Source organism: Kitasatospora sp. NPDC127035 (assembly GCF_042726075.1).
In the GTDB taxonomy this organism is placed as follows: domain Bacteria; phylum Actinomycetota; class Actinomycetes; order Streptomycetales; family Streptomycetaceae; genus Kitasatospora.
The window spans coordinates 125,052-140,422 of the sequence record NZ_JBHXDN010000020.1 but is presented as its reverse complement, the minus strand read 5'-3'; the positions used below and the strand labels follow the sequence as shown (position 1 = coordinate 140,422).

Genomic DNA, 15,371 nt, shown 5'->3' with positions numbered 1-15,371 from the left:
TTGGGCTGTCTTTTTTTTAAATATTGTGTGTGTTGGGTCCCCCCCCACCGCGGTTTGCAACCCCAGCTCCCACGTCCGACCGCTCAGTCCTGCTGCTCGGCGGCGGCGGCCTCCGCGAAGGCCGTGGCCAGCGCGGGCGCGACCAGGTCCACCTGCCACTGGCGGGCGCCCAGCCGGCGCAGCGCCGCGGCCACCTCCCCGGCGCCGGCGCCGGCCGGCGGCTCCCACGCGACCCGGCGGACGAGGTCCGGCGTGATCAGGTTCTCGGCGGGGAGGTTGTGCGACTCGGCCAGATCGGTGACGGCGGCCCGCGCGCCGGTCAGCCGGGCGGCGGCCACCGGGTCCTTCTCGGCCCAGGCCCGCGGCGGCGGGGGGCCGTCGTGCGGCGCCGCGGACGGCGGCAGCTGGTTCTCCGGCACCTCCCGGCCGCGCTGGACGGCGGCCAGCCACTGCTCCAGCTGGCGCCGGTGCACCCGCGGGCCGAAGCCCTGGACGCCCTGGAGCGCGGCGATGTTCAGGGGCATGGCGAGCGCGGCGTTGACGATCGCCGCGTCCGAGAGCACCCGGCCCGGCGAGACGTCCCGTTCCTGGGCCATCCGGTCGCGGGCCAGCCAGAGCTCGCGCACCACGGCCAGCTGGCGCCGCCGGCGCACCTTGTGCAGCTGCGAGGTGCGGCGCCACGGGTCGGTCCGCGGGGCGGGGCGGGGCGCCGCGGCGATCGCGGCGAACTCCTCCAGGGCCCAGTCGAGCTTGCCCTGGGCGTCCAGCTCCCGTTCGAGCGCGTCGCGCAGCTCGACCAGCACCTCGACGTCCAGAGCGGCGTAGCGGAGCCACGGTTCGGGCAGCGGCCGGGTGGACCAGTCGACCGCGGAGTGCTCCTTGGCCAGGCTCAGCCCGAGCACGCTCTCGGTCATCGGCCCGAGTCCGACCCGCGCGAAGCCGGCGATCCGCCCGGCCAGCTCGGTGTCGAACAGCCGCCGGGGTCTCATGCCGACCTCGGCCAGGCAGGGCAGGTCCTGGGTGGCGGCGTGCACCACCCATTCGGTGTCCGCGAGGGCCTCGCCCAGCCCGCTGAGGTCGGGGCAGGCGATGGGGTCGATCAGCGCGGTACCGGCGCCCGCGCGGCGCAGCTGGATGAGGTACGCCCGTTGGCCGTAGCGGTAGCCGGAGGCCCGCTCGGCATCGACGGCGACCGGTCCGGTTCCCGCGGCGAAGGCGGCGACGGTGGCGGCAAGCGCCTGCTCGTCCGCCACGACCGGAGGGATCCCCTCCTTCGGCTCCAGGAGCGGGACCGGGGCTGCTTCTTCTGGGATGGCTGCTACGGCGTCGGTCACCTACCAAGGGTACGACGGTCCCCGCAGCCGGGAGTGTTGTCGGACTGGTCAGACCGCTTTGTGACCTGCCCGTGCGCCTCCGGGGCGCCCTGATCGGGTGTCGACGGCCGCCGATCCGGAGCGGGGCCGTCCACGGCTCCGCCCCGGGGAGACATCTCCCCGGGGCGGAGCCGTGGATCACGAGCGGCCCGGAGACGGGCGGGCGACGGTACAGAAACGTTCCTCCAGGCCGCCGCGGCGGTCCACCAGGGTCAGTGGATGATGCCGGTGCGCAGGGCGACCGCGACCATCCCGGCGCGGTCCCCGGTGCCCAGCTTGCGGGCGATCCGGGCGAGGTGGCTCTTCACCGTGAGCGCGGAGAGGCCCATCGCCACGCCGATCGCCTTGTTCGACTGGCCCTCGGCGACCAGCCGCAGCACCTCCACCTCCCGGCCGGAGAGCTCGCGGTAGGCGGCCTGCTGGGCTCCCGGCGCACCGGGGGCCCCGGGCGCGCCGCCCGGAGCGCCGGCCGCACCGGGCATGCCCGGCATGCCGGGGCGCCGCATCCGTCCGGCGAGGCCGCCGGCGCCGAGGGGGAGGCCGGGGCGACCCGGCATCGCGACGTTGGTGCGGGTGCCGGTGACGACGTAGCCCTTCACACCGCCGGCCAGCGCGCTGCGGACCGCGCCGATGTCGTCGGCGGCGGACAGCGCGAGCCCGTTGGGCCAGCCCGCGGCGCGGGTCTCGGCGAGGATGGTGAGTCCGGAGCCGTCGGGGAGGTGGACGTCGGCGACGCAGATGTCGCGGGGGGTGGAGACCCGGGGGCGGGCCTCGGCGATCGAGGACACCTCGATCACGTCCCGGACGCCGAGCGCCCAGAGGTGGCGGGTGACGGTGTTTCGGACGCGGGGATCGGCGATGACCACCATGGCGGTGGGCTTGGTCGGCCGGTAGGCGACCACGTTTGCGGGGTGCTCAAGAAGGACCGACACCAGGCCTCCTGCGGGGAGTGGCGGACGGAACCCCGAGGGGGCGGTCGGAGTGTTCCGCGTTCGGAAAGGGTCACAGTCTGCTTCGGCATCATCCGTGCCCGGCTTTAGCGAAAGATCACGATCTAGTGAGTAACAATACGGACAAATCGCGCAAGTGACTGATACGAGGTGCCTGGAAATCGCACAAAATCGATCAGATCGATCGCGGAGTGGTCAGGTTCGAGCGGTTCGTTGACGGAGGGCCCGCGTGGGATCACACGTCGTCAGCCCTGGAGGACATGCCGGGCACGGCGGCGCCGGGCATCCCGGGCGCCACTCGTCAGTGCGAGCGCGGGCGCCGTCGCGCGGGCATCGGGACCACTCCACCGAGTGACGCGACGTCGGCCGGTGACTGCGGGGCCGGGGCGACCGGCGGCAGACCCGCGCTGATGCAGAGCAGGTCCCCCCAGGCCGCGAGGTGCCGTTCGAAACGGCCGTCGGCCGGCGTCCAGGACGCCCGGATCTCGATCTCGGTGCTGGACTCGCGGTCCGCCAGCCCGCCGAAGTACTGCGAGGCGCACCGGGTCACCGTGCCGGAGGCCTCCGCGTACCCGGCGCCGTGCGCCTGCAACGCGTCGAGCAGCCAGGCCCAGCCGACCTCGGAGAGCATCGGGTCGCCGGCCATCTCCGGTTCCAGCTCCGCCCGGGTCATGGTGACCACGCGGAAGTCCCCGTTCCAGGCCTCCTGGCCGGCGGGGTCGTGCAGCAGCACCAGCCGGCCGTCGGCGAGCTCCTCGCCGTCGACCTCGACGGCGGCGGTCACCGCGAACGCGAACGGGGCGAGCCGGCGCGGCGCGGGGGCGGGGGAGAGGACGACCTCGGGGCGGAGCCGAGCTCCGGAGAACGCCTCCACGGCGGCCCGGAACTCGCTCGGCGCCGCCTCCCGACCCGTTCCGCCACCTGCTCCGCCACCCTGTGCGGGGTGCCCTCCGACCGCTGCCATGACCCGAAGACTAGGTCGAAAACTCGGTTAATCGCCGCAACTTCTTTCCGCGCGGCGCGCCGGGAGGGCAATCCGGCCAGATCTTGGAGGAACCGACGAGACCGGGCGAGGGGGCCGGTCCGGGCCGCGTGCGAAGATTTGGGGCGTGAGCGAGACAACGGCAGACACCACGGCAGCCGCCCAGGCAGGCGCCGCCCCCGGCCAGCAGCCCCCCGCGCGCCGCGGCGCCGCGTACGACTCCGCGTTCCTGCGGGCCTGCCGGCACGAGCCGGTACCGCACACCCCGGTGTGGTTCATGCGCCAGGCCGGCCGCTCGCTGCCCGAGTACCTGAAGGTCCGCGAGGGCATCCCCATGCTGGAGTCCTGCATGCGGCCCGAGCTGGTCAAGGAGATCACCCTCCAGCCGGTGCGCCGGCACCAGGTGGACGCGGCGATCTTCTTCAGCGACATCGTGGTGCCGCTCAAGGCGGTCGGCATCGACGTCGACATCAAGCCCGGCATCGGTCCGGTCATCGCCGACCCGATCCGTACCTTCGAGGACCTCCGGCGGCTGCGCCCGCTGGAGCCGGACGACGTCCCCTACATCACCGAGGCGATCGGCCTGCTCGTCGACGAGCTCGGCTCCACCCCGCTGATCGGCTTCGCCGGCGCGCCCTACACGCTGGCCAGCTACCTGGTCGAGGGCGGCCCGTCCAAGAACCACGAGAACACCAAGGCCATGATGTACGGCGAGCCCGAGCTGTGGGCCGCCCTGGTCGACCGGCTGGCCGACATCACCTCGGCCTTCCTCAAGGTGCAGATCGAGGCGGGCGTCTCCGCGGTCCAGCTCTTCGACTCCTGGGTCGGCGCGCTCGCTCCGGACGACTACCGGCGCTCGGTCATGCCGGCCAGCACCAAGGTGTTCGACGCCGTCGCCGGCTACGGCGTCCCGCGGATCCACTTCGGCGTCGGCACCGGCGAGCTGCTCGGCCTGATGGGCGAGGCCGGCGCGGACGTGGTCGGCGTCGACTGGCGGGTCCCGCTGGACGTCGCCGCCGAGCGGGTCGGCCCCGGCAAGGCCCTGCAGGGCAACCTCGACCCGGCCGTGCTGTTCGCTCCGACCCGGGCCGTCGAGGCCAAGGCGCGCGAGGTGCTGCAGGCCGCCCGGGCGCTCGGCACCAGCGGCCACATCTTCAACCTCGGCCACGGCGTGCTGCCCAGCATGGACCCGGACGCGCTCAGCCGCCTCGTCGCCTTCGTCCACGAGTCCAGCGCCCGCTGAGGTCTGCGGGCCGGCGCGCGCCGGTACGGCGGCGGGACCTCCCGGAGGGGTCCCGCCGCCGTACCGGCGGTTGCGCTGCTGAGCTACTCCTCCCCGCCCTCCCCGGGAGCGCCCGGGCGCCCGGGCGGGACGGCCGGGACCTTCGGGCTCTCGACGGGGGCGGCGGGGACCTCGGGTGCCGCCGGCCGATCGCCCTGACCGCCCTGCCCGCCCTGACCGCCCTGCCCACCTTGACCGTCCGGGGTGACCGGGGTGACCGGTGCCGTCCCCGCTCCGGCCCGCCGCCGCCGGCGCAGCACCCAGAGCACCAGCGCCACCGGTCCGGCGACCAGCAGGAACGGCGCCGCCGCGGCCACCGCGACCGCGACGCCGCGCACGATCGCCGCCAGCACGTCCCAGCCGCCGCCCAGCGCGTCACCGACCGAGGTCCAGAAGCCGTCGTCGTCCTCGGCATCCGGCTCGTCCGGCGCCGGGGTGTCCGCCCGCTGCCGGACGTCCAGCGTGATGGTGGACAGCGAGGTCTTCGCCGACAGCTCCTTCAGCTGCTTCTGCAGGGACTCCAGGTCCGCCTCGCGGCGGCTCAACTCGCCCTCCAGGCTGGTGATCTCGGCCAGCGTCTTCGCCTGCGCCATCAGCGCCCGGACCCGGTCCACGCTCACCTGCTGGGTCTGCACCCGGCTGCCGACGTCCGCGACCTGCTGGGTCAGGTCGTCCGCCTGGCTGCGGCGGGACAACACCTCGCCCAGCCCGGCCAGCTGGTCCAGCGTCTGCTGGAACGCCGCCGACGGCACCTTCACCGTCAGCTGCCCGCTCTGCGGGCCGGGCGGATCCATGTCGACCGGGCGCTTGCCACCCCCTCCGCCGCCGGGGACCCCGGCGGAACCGCTCACCGTCTCGCTCGCCACGTAGCCGCCCGCCCCGACCGCCAGGTCGCGGGCCCGCGCCAGCGCGGCGTCCGCCTTCGCCACCCGGACGGACAACTGCGCGCTGTAGGCGATCTGACGGGTGTCCGCCACCGGCACCGCGTTCGGCTTGCCGGCACCCGCCTCCGGCGCGGCCTTCTGAGCGGCCGAGGCCGCACCCGCCGCACCGGGTGCGGCCGGCGCGGCCGGCGCGGCTGCCGGTGCCGCCGCGTCACCGGCGACCGCCGGCGCCGCGTTGCCGCTCATGCTGCTGTCCCTCTTGTCGGACGCGCTGCACCCCCCGGCCAGTACCGCCGCCACGGCCACCGCCGCCAGCGCCCCCGCTCTCCGCCGTCCTCGTTCCACGATCGAGTCCTCCCCGCGTCCACAGTTCCGGCGCCGATTCCTTCCGGCACCCGGACCATTCGACGGGCGCGGAGCCGGATCGGACCCGCTCCGGAGGTCGCAGCTCGATCACAGCTCGGCTGCGGCCCGGACAAGGCGTCGGACCGTCTCCACCACGCTCCCCGCCCGCCGCAGCAGTGCCGCCGTCACCCCGCCGCACCGCCCCGCCGGACATCCGGGCGCCGACCTCCCGTACGACCCCGACCGGACGTGGCGCGCGCGGATGTCGCGCCCGCCCCCGCCCCCGGGGCCTCGAACGGGCGGAAGCGGGCGGATTGAGGCAAAGGTGTAAAGACCTGCAAGACTGCGAGGCATGTCGCAAGCACATGTCGTCGTGATCGGCGGCGGGATCGCGGGGCTGACCGCGGCCGCCGTGCTCAGCGGGGCCGCCGGGGGAGCGGCCCGGGCGCGGGTGACGCTGCTGGAGGCGTCCGACCGGCTGGGCGGGAAGCTCTGGGGCGGCGAGGTGGGCGGGGTCCGGGTGGACCTCGGGGCCGAGTCGATGCTGGCCCGGCGGCCCGAGGCGGTCGACCTGGCGCGCGCGGTCGGACTGGACGGGGAACTGGAACCGCCGACCACCGCCAGGGCCGCGATCTGGACGAGGGGCGCGCTGCGGCCCCTGCCCGGCGGACAGGTGATGGGCGTTCCGGGAGACCTCGCCGCGCTGGAGGCCTCCGGGGTACTGAGCGCCGAGGGCCTGGAACGGGCCCGGCACGAGGGGGCCGGCGAGGCCGTCACGGACGACGTCGCGATCGGGCGGTACGTCGCCGACCGGCTCGGCCGCGAGGTGGTGGACCGGCTGGTCGAGCCGCTGCTCGGAGGTGTCTACGCCGGCCGCGCCGACGAGATCTCGCTGCGTGCCGCCGTCCCCGCCCTGCTGCCCGTCGCCCGCGGCGGCGGCTCGCTGGTCGCCGGCGTGCACGAACTGGCCACCCGGCCGCAGACCGCCGGGACCCCCGTCTTCCAGGGTCTGCGCGGCGGCCTCGGCACCCTGCCGACGGCGGTCGCCGCCGCCTGCGCCGGAGCCGGCGTCGACCTGCGCACCCGCACCGCCGTGACCGGGCTGCGCCGCACCCCGGACGGCTGGCGGGTCGCGACCGGCGACGGCGGGGAACTGCACGCCACCGCCGTGGTGCTGGCCGTGCCCGCGCCCGCCGCCGCCCGGCTGCTGCGCGCCGACGCACCGGCCGCGGCCGTCGAGCTGGACGCCGTCGAGTACGCGGGGATGGCCCTGGTCACCCTGGCGTTCCGGCGTTCCGACCTGCCGGAGCCGCCGGCCGGCAGCGGCTTCCTGGTGCCGCCGGTGGACGGCCGCCGGATCAAGGCGTCGACCTTCTCCTCCAACAAGTGGGGCTGGCTGGAGCGCTCCGCCCCGGACGCGTTCGTGCTGCGCACCTCGCTGGGCCGGCTGCGCGAGGAGGAGCCGCTGGAACTGCCGGACGAGGAACTGGTCGCCGGATCGCTGGCCGACCTGGGCGAGGCGATCGGACTGACCGCCCGCCCGTACGACACCGCCGTCACCCGTTGGCGGGCCGGCCTGCCGCAGTACCCGGTCGGCCACCTGGACAGGGTGGCCCGGATCCGGGCTGCCGCGGACCGGGTCGGCGCGCTGGCGCTGTGCGGGGCCGCGTACGACGGGGTGGGCATCCCGGCGTGCATCGCGAGCGCCCGGACGGCCGTCGCCGGGCTCGACGGAGTGCTGACCCCGCTGACCGGGGAGAACGTCACCGAGAGGACAATGGGCGCATGACTGAGACCGTTGAGCAGCAGCCGGAGAAGAAGAAGGCACGGGACCTGAACCAGGTCATCCGCTACACCATGTGGTCGGTGTTCAAGCTCAAGGGCGCACTGCCCGAGGACCGCACCGGCCTGGCCGCCGAGGTGGACGAGCTGTTCGCCCAGCTCGACGCCAAGGACGTCACGGTGCGCGGTACCTACGACGTGTCCGGTCTGCGCGCCGACGCCGACATCCTGGTCTGGTGGCACGCCGCCGACTCCGACGACCTCCAGGAGGCGTACAACCGCTTCCGCCGCACCGGCCTGGGCCGGGAGCTGGAGCCGGTCTGGTCGAACATGGCGCTGCACCGCCCGGCCGAGTTCAACAAGTCGCACATCCCGGCGTTCCTCGCCGACGAACGCCCGCGCGACTACGTGTGCGTCTACCCGTTCGTCCGCTCCTACGAGTGGTACCTGCTGCCGGACGCCGAGCGGCGCGCGATGCTCGCCGAGCACGGCCAGATGGCGCGCGGCTACCCGGACGTGCGGGCCAACACGGTCGCCTCGTTCGCGCTGGGCGACTACGAGTGGCTGCTCGCCTTCGAGGCGGACGAGCTGCACCGCATCGTGGACCTGATGCGCGACCTGCGCCCCTCCCGGGCCCGGCTGCACGTCCGCGAGGAGGTGCCGTTCTTCACCGGGCGCCGCAAGCCGGTCAGCGAGCTGCTCAACGGCCTCGTCTGAGGCCACCGGCCGTCGAACGCGGCCGAGGACGCCGGTCTGCGGGGCTCGTCCCGGCAGGCCGGCATCGCTGCGTCCGGGCGTCGTGGCGTGGTCGGGGCCGCCGGTCCGGCCGGACCCTCAGTGCCGGCGGAGGGCCGCGCGGAGGCGGGCGTCGGGGTGGGCGTCGGTGCCGTTCATGGCGACGGCGGTGAACAGTTCGCGCTCGTCGTCGTCGGTGAGGCCGTGCTGGCGCGGTGGGCGGACTTCGCGGAGCACCTCCTGGCCGACCGGCGAGGCCCAACCGGTGTACGGGTAGACGTCGACCCGGGCCATCAGCAGGGTCCCGGCGGTGAGCACCAGCGGCAGCGAGAACCAGGCCAGCGGTGCCAGCGCGTCACCGTCCACCAGGACGCCGGTGGCCAGCGCGGCGGCCAGCAGGACCAGCGAGAGCAACAGCGCCTGCCGGACCTGCCGGATCACCAGGACGGTGCGCCGCTGGACGGCCGCCGGGGTCGCCAGCCCGGCGAGCGAGAGCCGGCTGCCGATCTCCAGCACGGTGGGGTGGGCGCCCATCGCCTCGCGCAGGTCGTCCGTGCGGCACTGGCCCTCGGGGCCGACGGTGGCGAGCACCGCGCGTTCGAGCCGGCTGCGGCCGCGCGGGTCGACGACCGTCGTCCACCCGGTGTGGGCCAGGTGCAGCCGGCCCCGGGACGCCATCAGGACGAGTGCCAGCTCCACCACCCGGTCCGGGCCGCCGGCCAGGTAGGCCGTCTCGTAGAGCCCGATCCCGACCGCCTCGGCCGGCCGTGGGCCCTCCTGCCCGGCCAGGGCGTCGGCGGTCGCGGCCGTCCGGACCAGCCGGATGCAGGAGAGGACCGCGGCGACGCAGGCCGGGAGCAGGAAGAGCAACCACATGGGGTTGTTGTAGACCCGCCGCCGTCGTGGGTGGAACGCATTCCCGGACCGCGATACCGAACTGTGACGTCCGGGGCGGGCGGTGGTCAGGAACCGCAGCCGCCTCCGCCTCCGCCGCAGCTGGAGGAGGAGCTGCAGGAGGACCCGGAGCTCGACCCGCAGCTCGACGAGGAGGACCCGCCGCTCGACGACCCGCAGCCGCTGCTTCCGCCGCAGCCCGAACCGGAGGAACCGGAGTCGGAGGAGGAGCCGCACCAGGTGCCCGCGGTGCCGCAGGACGAGGAGGACGAGCCGGACGAGGAGGACGAGGAGGAGCCGGCGCCGGTGTGGGCGGCGGACCGGGCGGCCTGGTCGGCCGCCGCCGAGGCGAGCATCGCCTCCCGCAGCTGCTCGTCGGCCAGCTCGGCGGTGGCGAGGCCGCCGAGCGCCACGGCACCGAGCAACGTGGCGTCGCGGGCGTGCAGGGGGGCCGGCCGGTCGGAGGGCTTCCACGGCTTGCCGGTGTTCATCAGAGTGAGCTGACGCCGCCCGGCGGGCGTGATCCGGCCCTTGAGCGGCCAGCTGGCCGGCAGCGAGAACAGGCCGAACCCGAGCATGACCAGCGGGGCCCAGAGCGCCGGGCGGTCGTAGCCGGGCTCGTCGGAGTCCAGCAGGTAGGCGGCGACGGCGAAGACCACCACGTCGAGCAGGGCTATCCAGAGCAGCCGGCGGGCGGACCTGGCCCGCCGCAGCCGCACGGGGTCGCGCAGCAGACCGCGGTCGGCGAGCCGGTCGCCGATCTCCTGGACGGCGGCGGAGCGCATCACCGCGCGGCGCAGGGCGCCGAGCTCGCCGCTCCGGGACGGGCCGGCCGCCTCGATGACGGCCTGGTCGACGGCGTCGAACGCCAGGGTGCCGGTGAGGGTGACGAGGCCGGCGCGGTTCAGGACGGCGCGGCCGTCCCGGTGCATCCGGACGAAGGCGGTGTCGAAGACCCGGCCGGGGCCGCCGGCGAGGAAGGCGGTGTCCAGCAGCGGCAGGCCGCGGCCGGGCAGGCCCTTGGGGGACGGCACGCGCTTGGCGGCCCGCTTGGCCTGCGCGGCGTACAGCGCGGCGGCGAACAGCAGGAGGGCGGGGACGAGGAAGTAGCTGTTGTGCCACATGGGCGGATTCCCCCCGGGACGTGAGCGTTCTGGTGCCGCTCGTTCTGGTGCGCGGGGCCTGGCGGCCCGGTGCGGGTTTCGGGTGCGCGGGGTCCGGCGCCCGGTGTGTGGTGGGTCGTTCGTGGGGTCCGGCGAACGGTGCGCGGACCCGGTGACGTGGTGCGAGCTCCGGTGCTCGCCTGCTGCGGCCGGGCCGCCGGGTGTCAGGTCCGGCTGCCGGGCCGCAGGGCGCGGCGCAGGCGGGCGAGCGGGCCGGGCGGTCGTTCGGGGGCCGGGCGGAGCCAGCGTTCCAGGGCCCGGCGCCGTTCGGCGTCGAGCGGGGCGGCTGCGGTGCCTTCCGTCGCCGGGTCGCGCTTCGCCGGGTCGTCCGTTGTCGGGTCGTCCGTTGCCCGGCGGGGCGGTTCGGCGAGCGCCCAGGCGGCGAAGGCGCGGGCGTCGGCGCGGTAGCCGCCGGTCTGCGGGTGCCGTCGGGCGTAGGCGAGGAAGAGCGGCCCGTACTGCGGCCCGAGCAGGCGCGGCAGTGCCGGTGCCACCTTGGCGGCGGTGTCACGGCGCTTGGCTGCCAGGGCGGCGGACTGGGCGCGGACCTGGGCCGGATCGAAGCCGGGCGGCACCGGCCCGCCGGCCACCAGGGCGGTGAGCAGGTCGGTCTGCCGGGCGGCCAGCCGCTCCCGGGCCTCGTCGGTGGCGGTCACCGTGGGCCACCGCCGTCCAGCACCCGGCGCACGGCGTCGAGTTCGGCGGCCAGTTCGGCGGGCGGCGGGAAGGCGGCGTCGCGCTCCAGCAGCACGCCGGGCGGGGCGACCCGGGCGCAGAGCTCGGCCAGCACCTCCAGCACCGGCTCGGTGACCGGGTGGGCGTGGGTGTCGTGCCAGACCCCGTCGATCATGGTGCCGCCCGCGACGTGCACGTAGGCGAGGGCCTCCAGCGGCAGGCGGTCCAGCTCGGCGGCCGGGTCGATCCCGAGGTTGACCCGGTTGGTGTGCAGGTTGGCGACGTCGATCAGCAGCCGGACGCCGGTCCGTTCGACCAGCTCGGCGAGGAACTGCCCCTCGGTCAGCTCGTCGTCCGGCCAGGCCAGCTGGGCGGCGATGTTCTCCAGCGCCAGCGGGACCGGGAGCTGGTCCTGGGCGATCCGGACGTTCTCGGCGATGACGTCCAGGGCGTCGCGGGTGCGCGGCACCGGCAGCAGGTGGCCGGCCTCCAGGCCACCGGCCCGGACGAAGGCCAGGTGCTCGGTGACCAGCGGGGACCCGAGGGCCCCGGCGGTCTCGGCGAGCCTGGCCAGGCGGGCCGGGTCGGGCCGGTCGGCGCCGCCGAGACCGAGCGAGACGCCGTGCGGGATCACGGTCAGGCCGCGGGCGAGGAGGACGGTCAGGGACTCGGGCAGGTGGTCGGCGCAGACGTTCTCGGCGACGACCTCGACCCAGTCCAGGCCGGGCTGCCGCTCCACCACGGTGTCGATCTCGCTGCGCCAGCCGAGGCCGATGCCGAGCCGGCCGGCGGCACGGGCCGTGCCGGCCGTGGCGGTGCTGCCGGCCGTGCCGGCGGTGGTCCCCGTCGTCGTCGCGGGCGCTCGCAGTGCAGGAGAGGTCATGGGTGCGCCCCCTTCTGAGGGCTGGTGGGGAGCCGTCGGTCGGCGCGGGCCTCGTCGCCAGGGCCACCGGGCTGTGCTGCTGAGGATGTCCCCGGACGGTACCGCTGCCAAGCCTCACCCGGACATCTCAGAGCATTATTTGAGCTTGGCGGCACGCGGGTGAGGGACTTTGGTCCCCTTCCCGTGACTTCTTCGCAGGTGGGGCCGGTGGGGCGGGCCTCGGGCCCGGAGATTAATCGGCTGCGTACGAGCCCGCCGCGGGTTAGCGTGACGCACCTATGACAACACTGATAATTCGTGACTTCCGCCCCGACGACGCCGAGGCCGCCGCGGCGGCCCACCGTGCCGGCCGCGACCACCTGGTGATGACGGCCGAGGCCTTCGCCTGGCACGCCGCCCACCAGGCCGAGGGTGCGCACTTCCGCACCTTCGTGGCGGAGCTGGACGGCCGGGTGGTCGGGTCGGTCCGTTGCGCGCTGGTCACCGGCACGACGACCAAGGGCATCGGCTACGCCAACGGCAGCGTGCTGCCCGAGTACCGGCGGCGCGGTGTCTTCACCGGCCTGCTGGCCGCCGCCGAGCGGCACCTGGCCGAGCACGGCGTGGTCGAGGTGCACAGCTGGGTGGACGAGGACGAGGACGCGTTGGCCTTCGCCCGGGCCCGCGGCTTCACCGAGGGCCGGGTGGCCCACTTCGGCGGTCGTGACCTGACGCTGCCGCTGCCGGAGGCCCCGCCGCTGCCGGCCGGCGTCGAGCTGCGCCCGGCGAGCGAGTGGGCGGCCGACCCGTACCCGATCTTCGTGATCGAGGCGGACGCCATCCGGGACGAGCCGGGCGAGATCGAGATGGACGCCGCCGACTTCGAGGAGTTCCTGAACGGCGACTGGATCCACCCGGACCACGACCGCGACCTGACCGTCGTGGCCGTGGTCGACGGTAAGCCGGCCGCGTTCAGCGCGGTGCACACGGACGGCGTGGACCGGTACTGGTCGGCGTTCACCGCCTGCCGCCGGGAGTACCGGGGCCGGGGCCTGAGCAAGCTGGCCAAGCTGGAGTCGCTGCGCCGGGCCCGCGAGGCCGGGTTGCTCCGGGCGTACACCTCCAACGACGCGACCAACGCGCCGATGCTGGCGATCAACGCCTGGCTCGGGTACGAGCAGTGCGCCAGCGAGCGGAAGTTCACCAAGAAGCTGGGCTGAGACGCCGGTCGGCGGCCGGCCCGACGGACGCCGCCGGCGAAGGCGGGCGGCGGTGAGGCCGGGCCGGTCGGCCGGAACCGCGGCAGGCGTGACTGGGTGTCACCCGAACGGGTGAAGTGGGCGCATTTCGCGTGGTCGGCGCCGGGTGGGCTGCAGTGTCGGGAGTTTCTGGTGTTCTACGGGGCATCACCTCAGCGCAGACAGTTCGTGCCCGAGTCGTTCGCGCGAGGGGTGCCATGGAGATCCTCCTGCAGATCCTGGTCGGGTTCTTCCCGGCCGTGATCGGCTTCGTCGCCGCCCGGTCCCTCGCCCGCACCCGCCTCTTCCTGCGCTACGGCTTCCTGCGCGCGCTGCTCGCGCCGTACGGGCGGGTGCAGATCGTCACCCCCAGCATCGAGGTGGCGGAGTTCGCCTACGCCAAGGACGGCTGCCGGCTCACCAGCCGGGGGCCGAAGAACGTGCTCTTCATGCCGATGGCCGAGGCCCGGGCGATCGCCGAACTCACCGACCTGCTGCGGAAGATCAACCGGAAGGCGACCATCGAGCTGGTCACCGCCGGCGCCCAGGACCCGCGGATGCCGACCTTCTCGATAGGTGGACCGAGCGTCAACGCCTACTCGGCCAGCGTGCTCGCCGGCGACTTCCCGGACTTCCGGCTGGAACACCCCCGGGCGGCCCGGGCCCGTTGGGGCGGCATGGCGTTCGAGGCCCAGTACAACGCCGCCGACGAGCTGGTCCGCGACCACGGCTTCGTCTTCGTCACCCGCACCTCCCGGCACGCCCCCTGCATCGTGCTCTGCGGCGTCTTCGCCTTCGGGTCCGCGATGGCCGTCGAGGCCCTGGGGGCCGCCGGCCGGCAGTCCCCGCTGGCCGCGCTCTTCCGTTCCGGGGAGAAAGGATTCGTCGCCGTCGAGGGCCGGGTCATCGGCCTCGACACCGTCGACGTCACCGTCGAGGTGTGCCGGCCCCTGCCTCTGGTCTGAGACGCCGACGGACCGTCCCCCGAGTGCCCTGCCCGACGGGACGGAACGGCCTGGACCGGGCGTGGTGCAAGGGGGGAGGAATCGGGACAGGACAGGATGGTCCGTGACAGGAATTGTCTTGAATTGCAGAGGCCTTGCTCCACTCCTGTCACATCATCGGCATAATCGCGCCCATGACGATCAACCGTGCGAACGTGAGCACGATTGCCGATGACCTGTACGTCTGGCTTCCCCCGAAGCGCGGATGGGGTCTCGCCAACTGCGGGCTGCTGGCTTCGCCGAGGACGGCGCTCTGGATCGACACGCCCTACGACCCCTCGCTCGCCGCGGAGTTCCTCACCGAGAGCCGCAAGCGGCTCGCCGACGGCGTCACCGTCGACCGGGTGATCGTCACACACGCCAACGGCGACCACCTCTGGGGCGCCGGCGTGCTCCCCGGGGCGGAGATCATCGCCACCCGCGAGGCGCTGGAGCACATCCACTACGAGCCGACGCCCAAGCAGCAGCACGCCCTGGTCGCGAGCAGCGACCCGGACTCGCTGCTCGGCGGCTACCTCCGGCGCCACTTCGGCCAGTTCGACTGGTCGCAGACCGAGCCCGTCCGGCCCGACACCGTCTTCCACGGCGAGCTGGAGCTGCGGGTGGGGGAGTACCCCGTGCAGATCACCGGGCTCCCGTCCGCGCACACCGGTGGCGACCTGATCGTCCACCTCCCGCACCAGCGGGCGGTGTTCACCGGTGACGTGATCTTCGGATCGAGCGCCGAACAGCCCGGCGACCACCCCTCGCACTGGGCGGGGCCGTTGGAGAACATCATCGCCGCCTGCGAGCGCATCCTGGCGACCGGTGCCGAGATCTTCGTCCCGGGACACGGACCGGTGCTCGGCCGTGCCGGCGTCCGGGAACACATCGCCTACCTCGGCCACCTGCGCGAGCGCGCGCACGCCCTGCACGCCGCCGGGATCCCCGCGCTGGACGCGGCCCGCCGGATCATCGCCGAGCAGCGCTACCCCGAACTCGGCCTGCCCGAGCGGCTGGTGCTCACCATCGGCGCCGAGTACCGGCACCTGGACGGCACGGAGGTGCCGAACGTCCTGGAGGCGATGAGCCAGGTGGCCCTGGTGGCGCGGGAGTTGGACGAGGACACTGATCGGCGCACGCCCCGGCCGCGGAACGGGACGGGCGGCACGACCACCCGGGCCTGAGCCGCCGGACACCCCCCGGGGCGACCCCGCCCCTCC

General features: G+C 74.6%; 12 protein-coding genes and 1 pseudogene. 6 read left to right on the top strand and 7 right to left on the bottom strand.

From position 1 onward, the window contains the following. Positions 1-83: 83 nt before the first annotated feature. The 3 genes from ACFWIC_RS16870 to ACFWIC_RS16860 form a co-directional block, all read right to left on the bottom strand. The gene (locus tag ACFWIC_RS16870) at positions 84-1,334 is read right to left on the bottom strand and encodes a ribonuclease D (protein ID WP_329876431.1); all 1,251 of its coding nucleotides are present in this window, start codon (positions 1,332-1,334) and stop codon (positions 84-86) included. A 251-nt stretch (positions 1,335-1,585) separates the two neighbouring features. After that, the gene (locus tag ACFWIC_RS16865; RefSeq protein ID WP_327681609.1) at positions 1,586-2,305 is read right to left on the bottom strand and encodes a response regulator transcription factor; all 720 of its coding nucleotides are present in this window, start codon (positions 2,303-2,305) and stop codon (positions 1,586-1,588) included. A gap of 319 nt (positions 2,306-2,624) precedes the next feature. Then, positions 2,625-3,287 (bottom strand): DUF3000 domain-containing protein, encoded by a 663-nt coding sequence (locus ACFWIC_RS16860; protein WP_380519171.1) that lies wholly within the window; start codon positions 3,285-3,287, stop codon positions 2,625-2,627. Positions 3,288-3,534: 247 nt separating this feature from the next. Between ACFWIC_RS16860 and hemE the strand changes: the two genes are divergently transcribed. Continuing rightward, positions 3,535-4,548 (top strand): uroporphyrinogen decarboxylase, encoded by a 1,014-nt coding sequence (gene hemE / locus ACFWIC_RS16855; RefSeq protein WP_329876460.1) that lies wholly within the window; start codon positions 3,535-3,537, stop codon positions 4,546-4,548. An 83-nt stretch (positions 4,549-4,631) separates the two neighbouring features. Here hemE and ACFWIC_RS16850 read toward each other — a convergent pair whose 3' ends face one another. Then, positions 4,632-5,717 (bottom strand): DUF4349 domain-containing protein, encoded by a 1,086-nt coding sequence (locus ACFWIC_RS16850; protein WP_380519169.1) that lies wholly within the window; start codon positions 5,715-5,717, stop codon positions 4,632-4,634. Positions 5,718-6,168: 451 nt separating this feature from the next. Here ACFWIC_RS16850 and hemG point away from each other — a divergent pair, with 451 nt between their 5' ends. After that, positions 6,169-7,605 (top strand): protoporphyrinogen oxidase, encoded by a 1,437-nt coding sequence (gene hemG, locus ACFWIC_RS16845; RefSeq protein ID WP_329876423.1) that lies wholly within the window; start codon positions 6,169-6,171, stop codon positions 7,603-7,605. Next, positions 7,602-8,315 carry a hydrogen peroxide-dependent heme synthase gene (hemQ, locus tag ACFWIC_RS16840; protein ID WP_329876421.1) on the top strand — a complete coding sequence of 238 codons (714 nt, stop codon included), beginning with the start codon at positions 7,602-7,604 and terminating at the stop codon, positions 8,313-8,315. Before hemG ends, hemQ begins: the two co-directional genes overlap by 4 nt. Positions 8,316-8,432: 117 nt before the next feature. On the opposite strand, the gene ACFWIC_RS16835 is transcribed toward hemQ, so the two are convergent. The 3 genes and pseudogenes from ACFWIC_RS16835 to ACFWIC_RS16825 form a co-directional block, all read right to left on the bottom strand. Beyond that, the gene (locus ACFWIC_RS16835) at positions 8,433-9,209 is read right to left on the bottom strand and encodes a TIGR04222 domain-containing membrane protein (RefSeq protein WP_329876419.1); all 777 of its coding nucleotides are present in this window, start codon (positions 9,207-9,209) and stop codon (positions 8,433-8,435) included. An 86-nt stretch (positions 9,210-9,295) separates the two neighbouring features. Further along, complete coding sequence (locus ACFWIC_RS16830; RefSeq protein WP_380519167.1) at positions 9,296-10,351, bottom strand: TIGR04222 domain-containing membrane protein; 1,056 nt, start codon at positions 10,349-10,351, stop codon at positions 9,296-9,298. A gap of 203 nt (positions 10,352-10,554) precedes the next feature. Further along, positions 10,555-11,840: pseudogene (locus ACFWIC_RS16825) on the bottom strand (DUF692 family multinuclear iron-containing protein). A gap of 386 nt (positions 11,841-12,226) precedes the next feature. On the opposite strand from ACFWIC_RS16825, the gene ACFWIC_RS16820 reads away from it, so the two are divergent. From ACFWIC_RS16820 to ACFWIC_RS16810, 3 genes are all read left to right on the top strand, one after another. Beyond that, positions 12,227-13,147, top strand: a complete 921-nt coding sequence (locus ACFWIC_RS16820; protein WP_380519165.1) for a GNAT family N-acetyltransferase — start codon at positions 12,227-12,229, stop codon at positions 13,145-13,147. Between the two features lie 236 nt (positions 13,148-13,383). Beyond that, entirely contained in the window at positions 13,384-14,130 is a 747-nt protein-coding gene (locus ACFWIC_RS16815) for a hypothetical protein (RefSeq protein ID WP_329876414.1), read from the top strand. Positions 14,131-14,303: 173 nt separating this feature from the next. Beyond that, complete coding sequence (locus ACFWIC_RS16810) at positions 14,304-15,335, top strand: MBL fold metallo-hydrolase (RefSeq protein WP_329948621.1); 1,032 nt, start codon at positions 14,304-14,306, stop codon at positions 15,333-15,335. Positions 15,336-15,371: the final 36 nt, after the last annotated feature.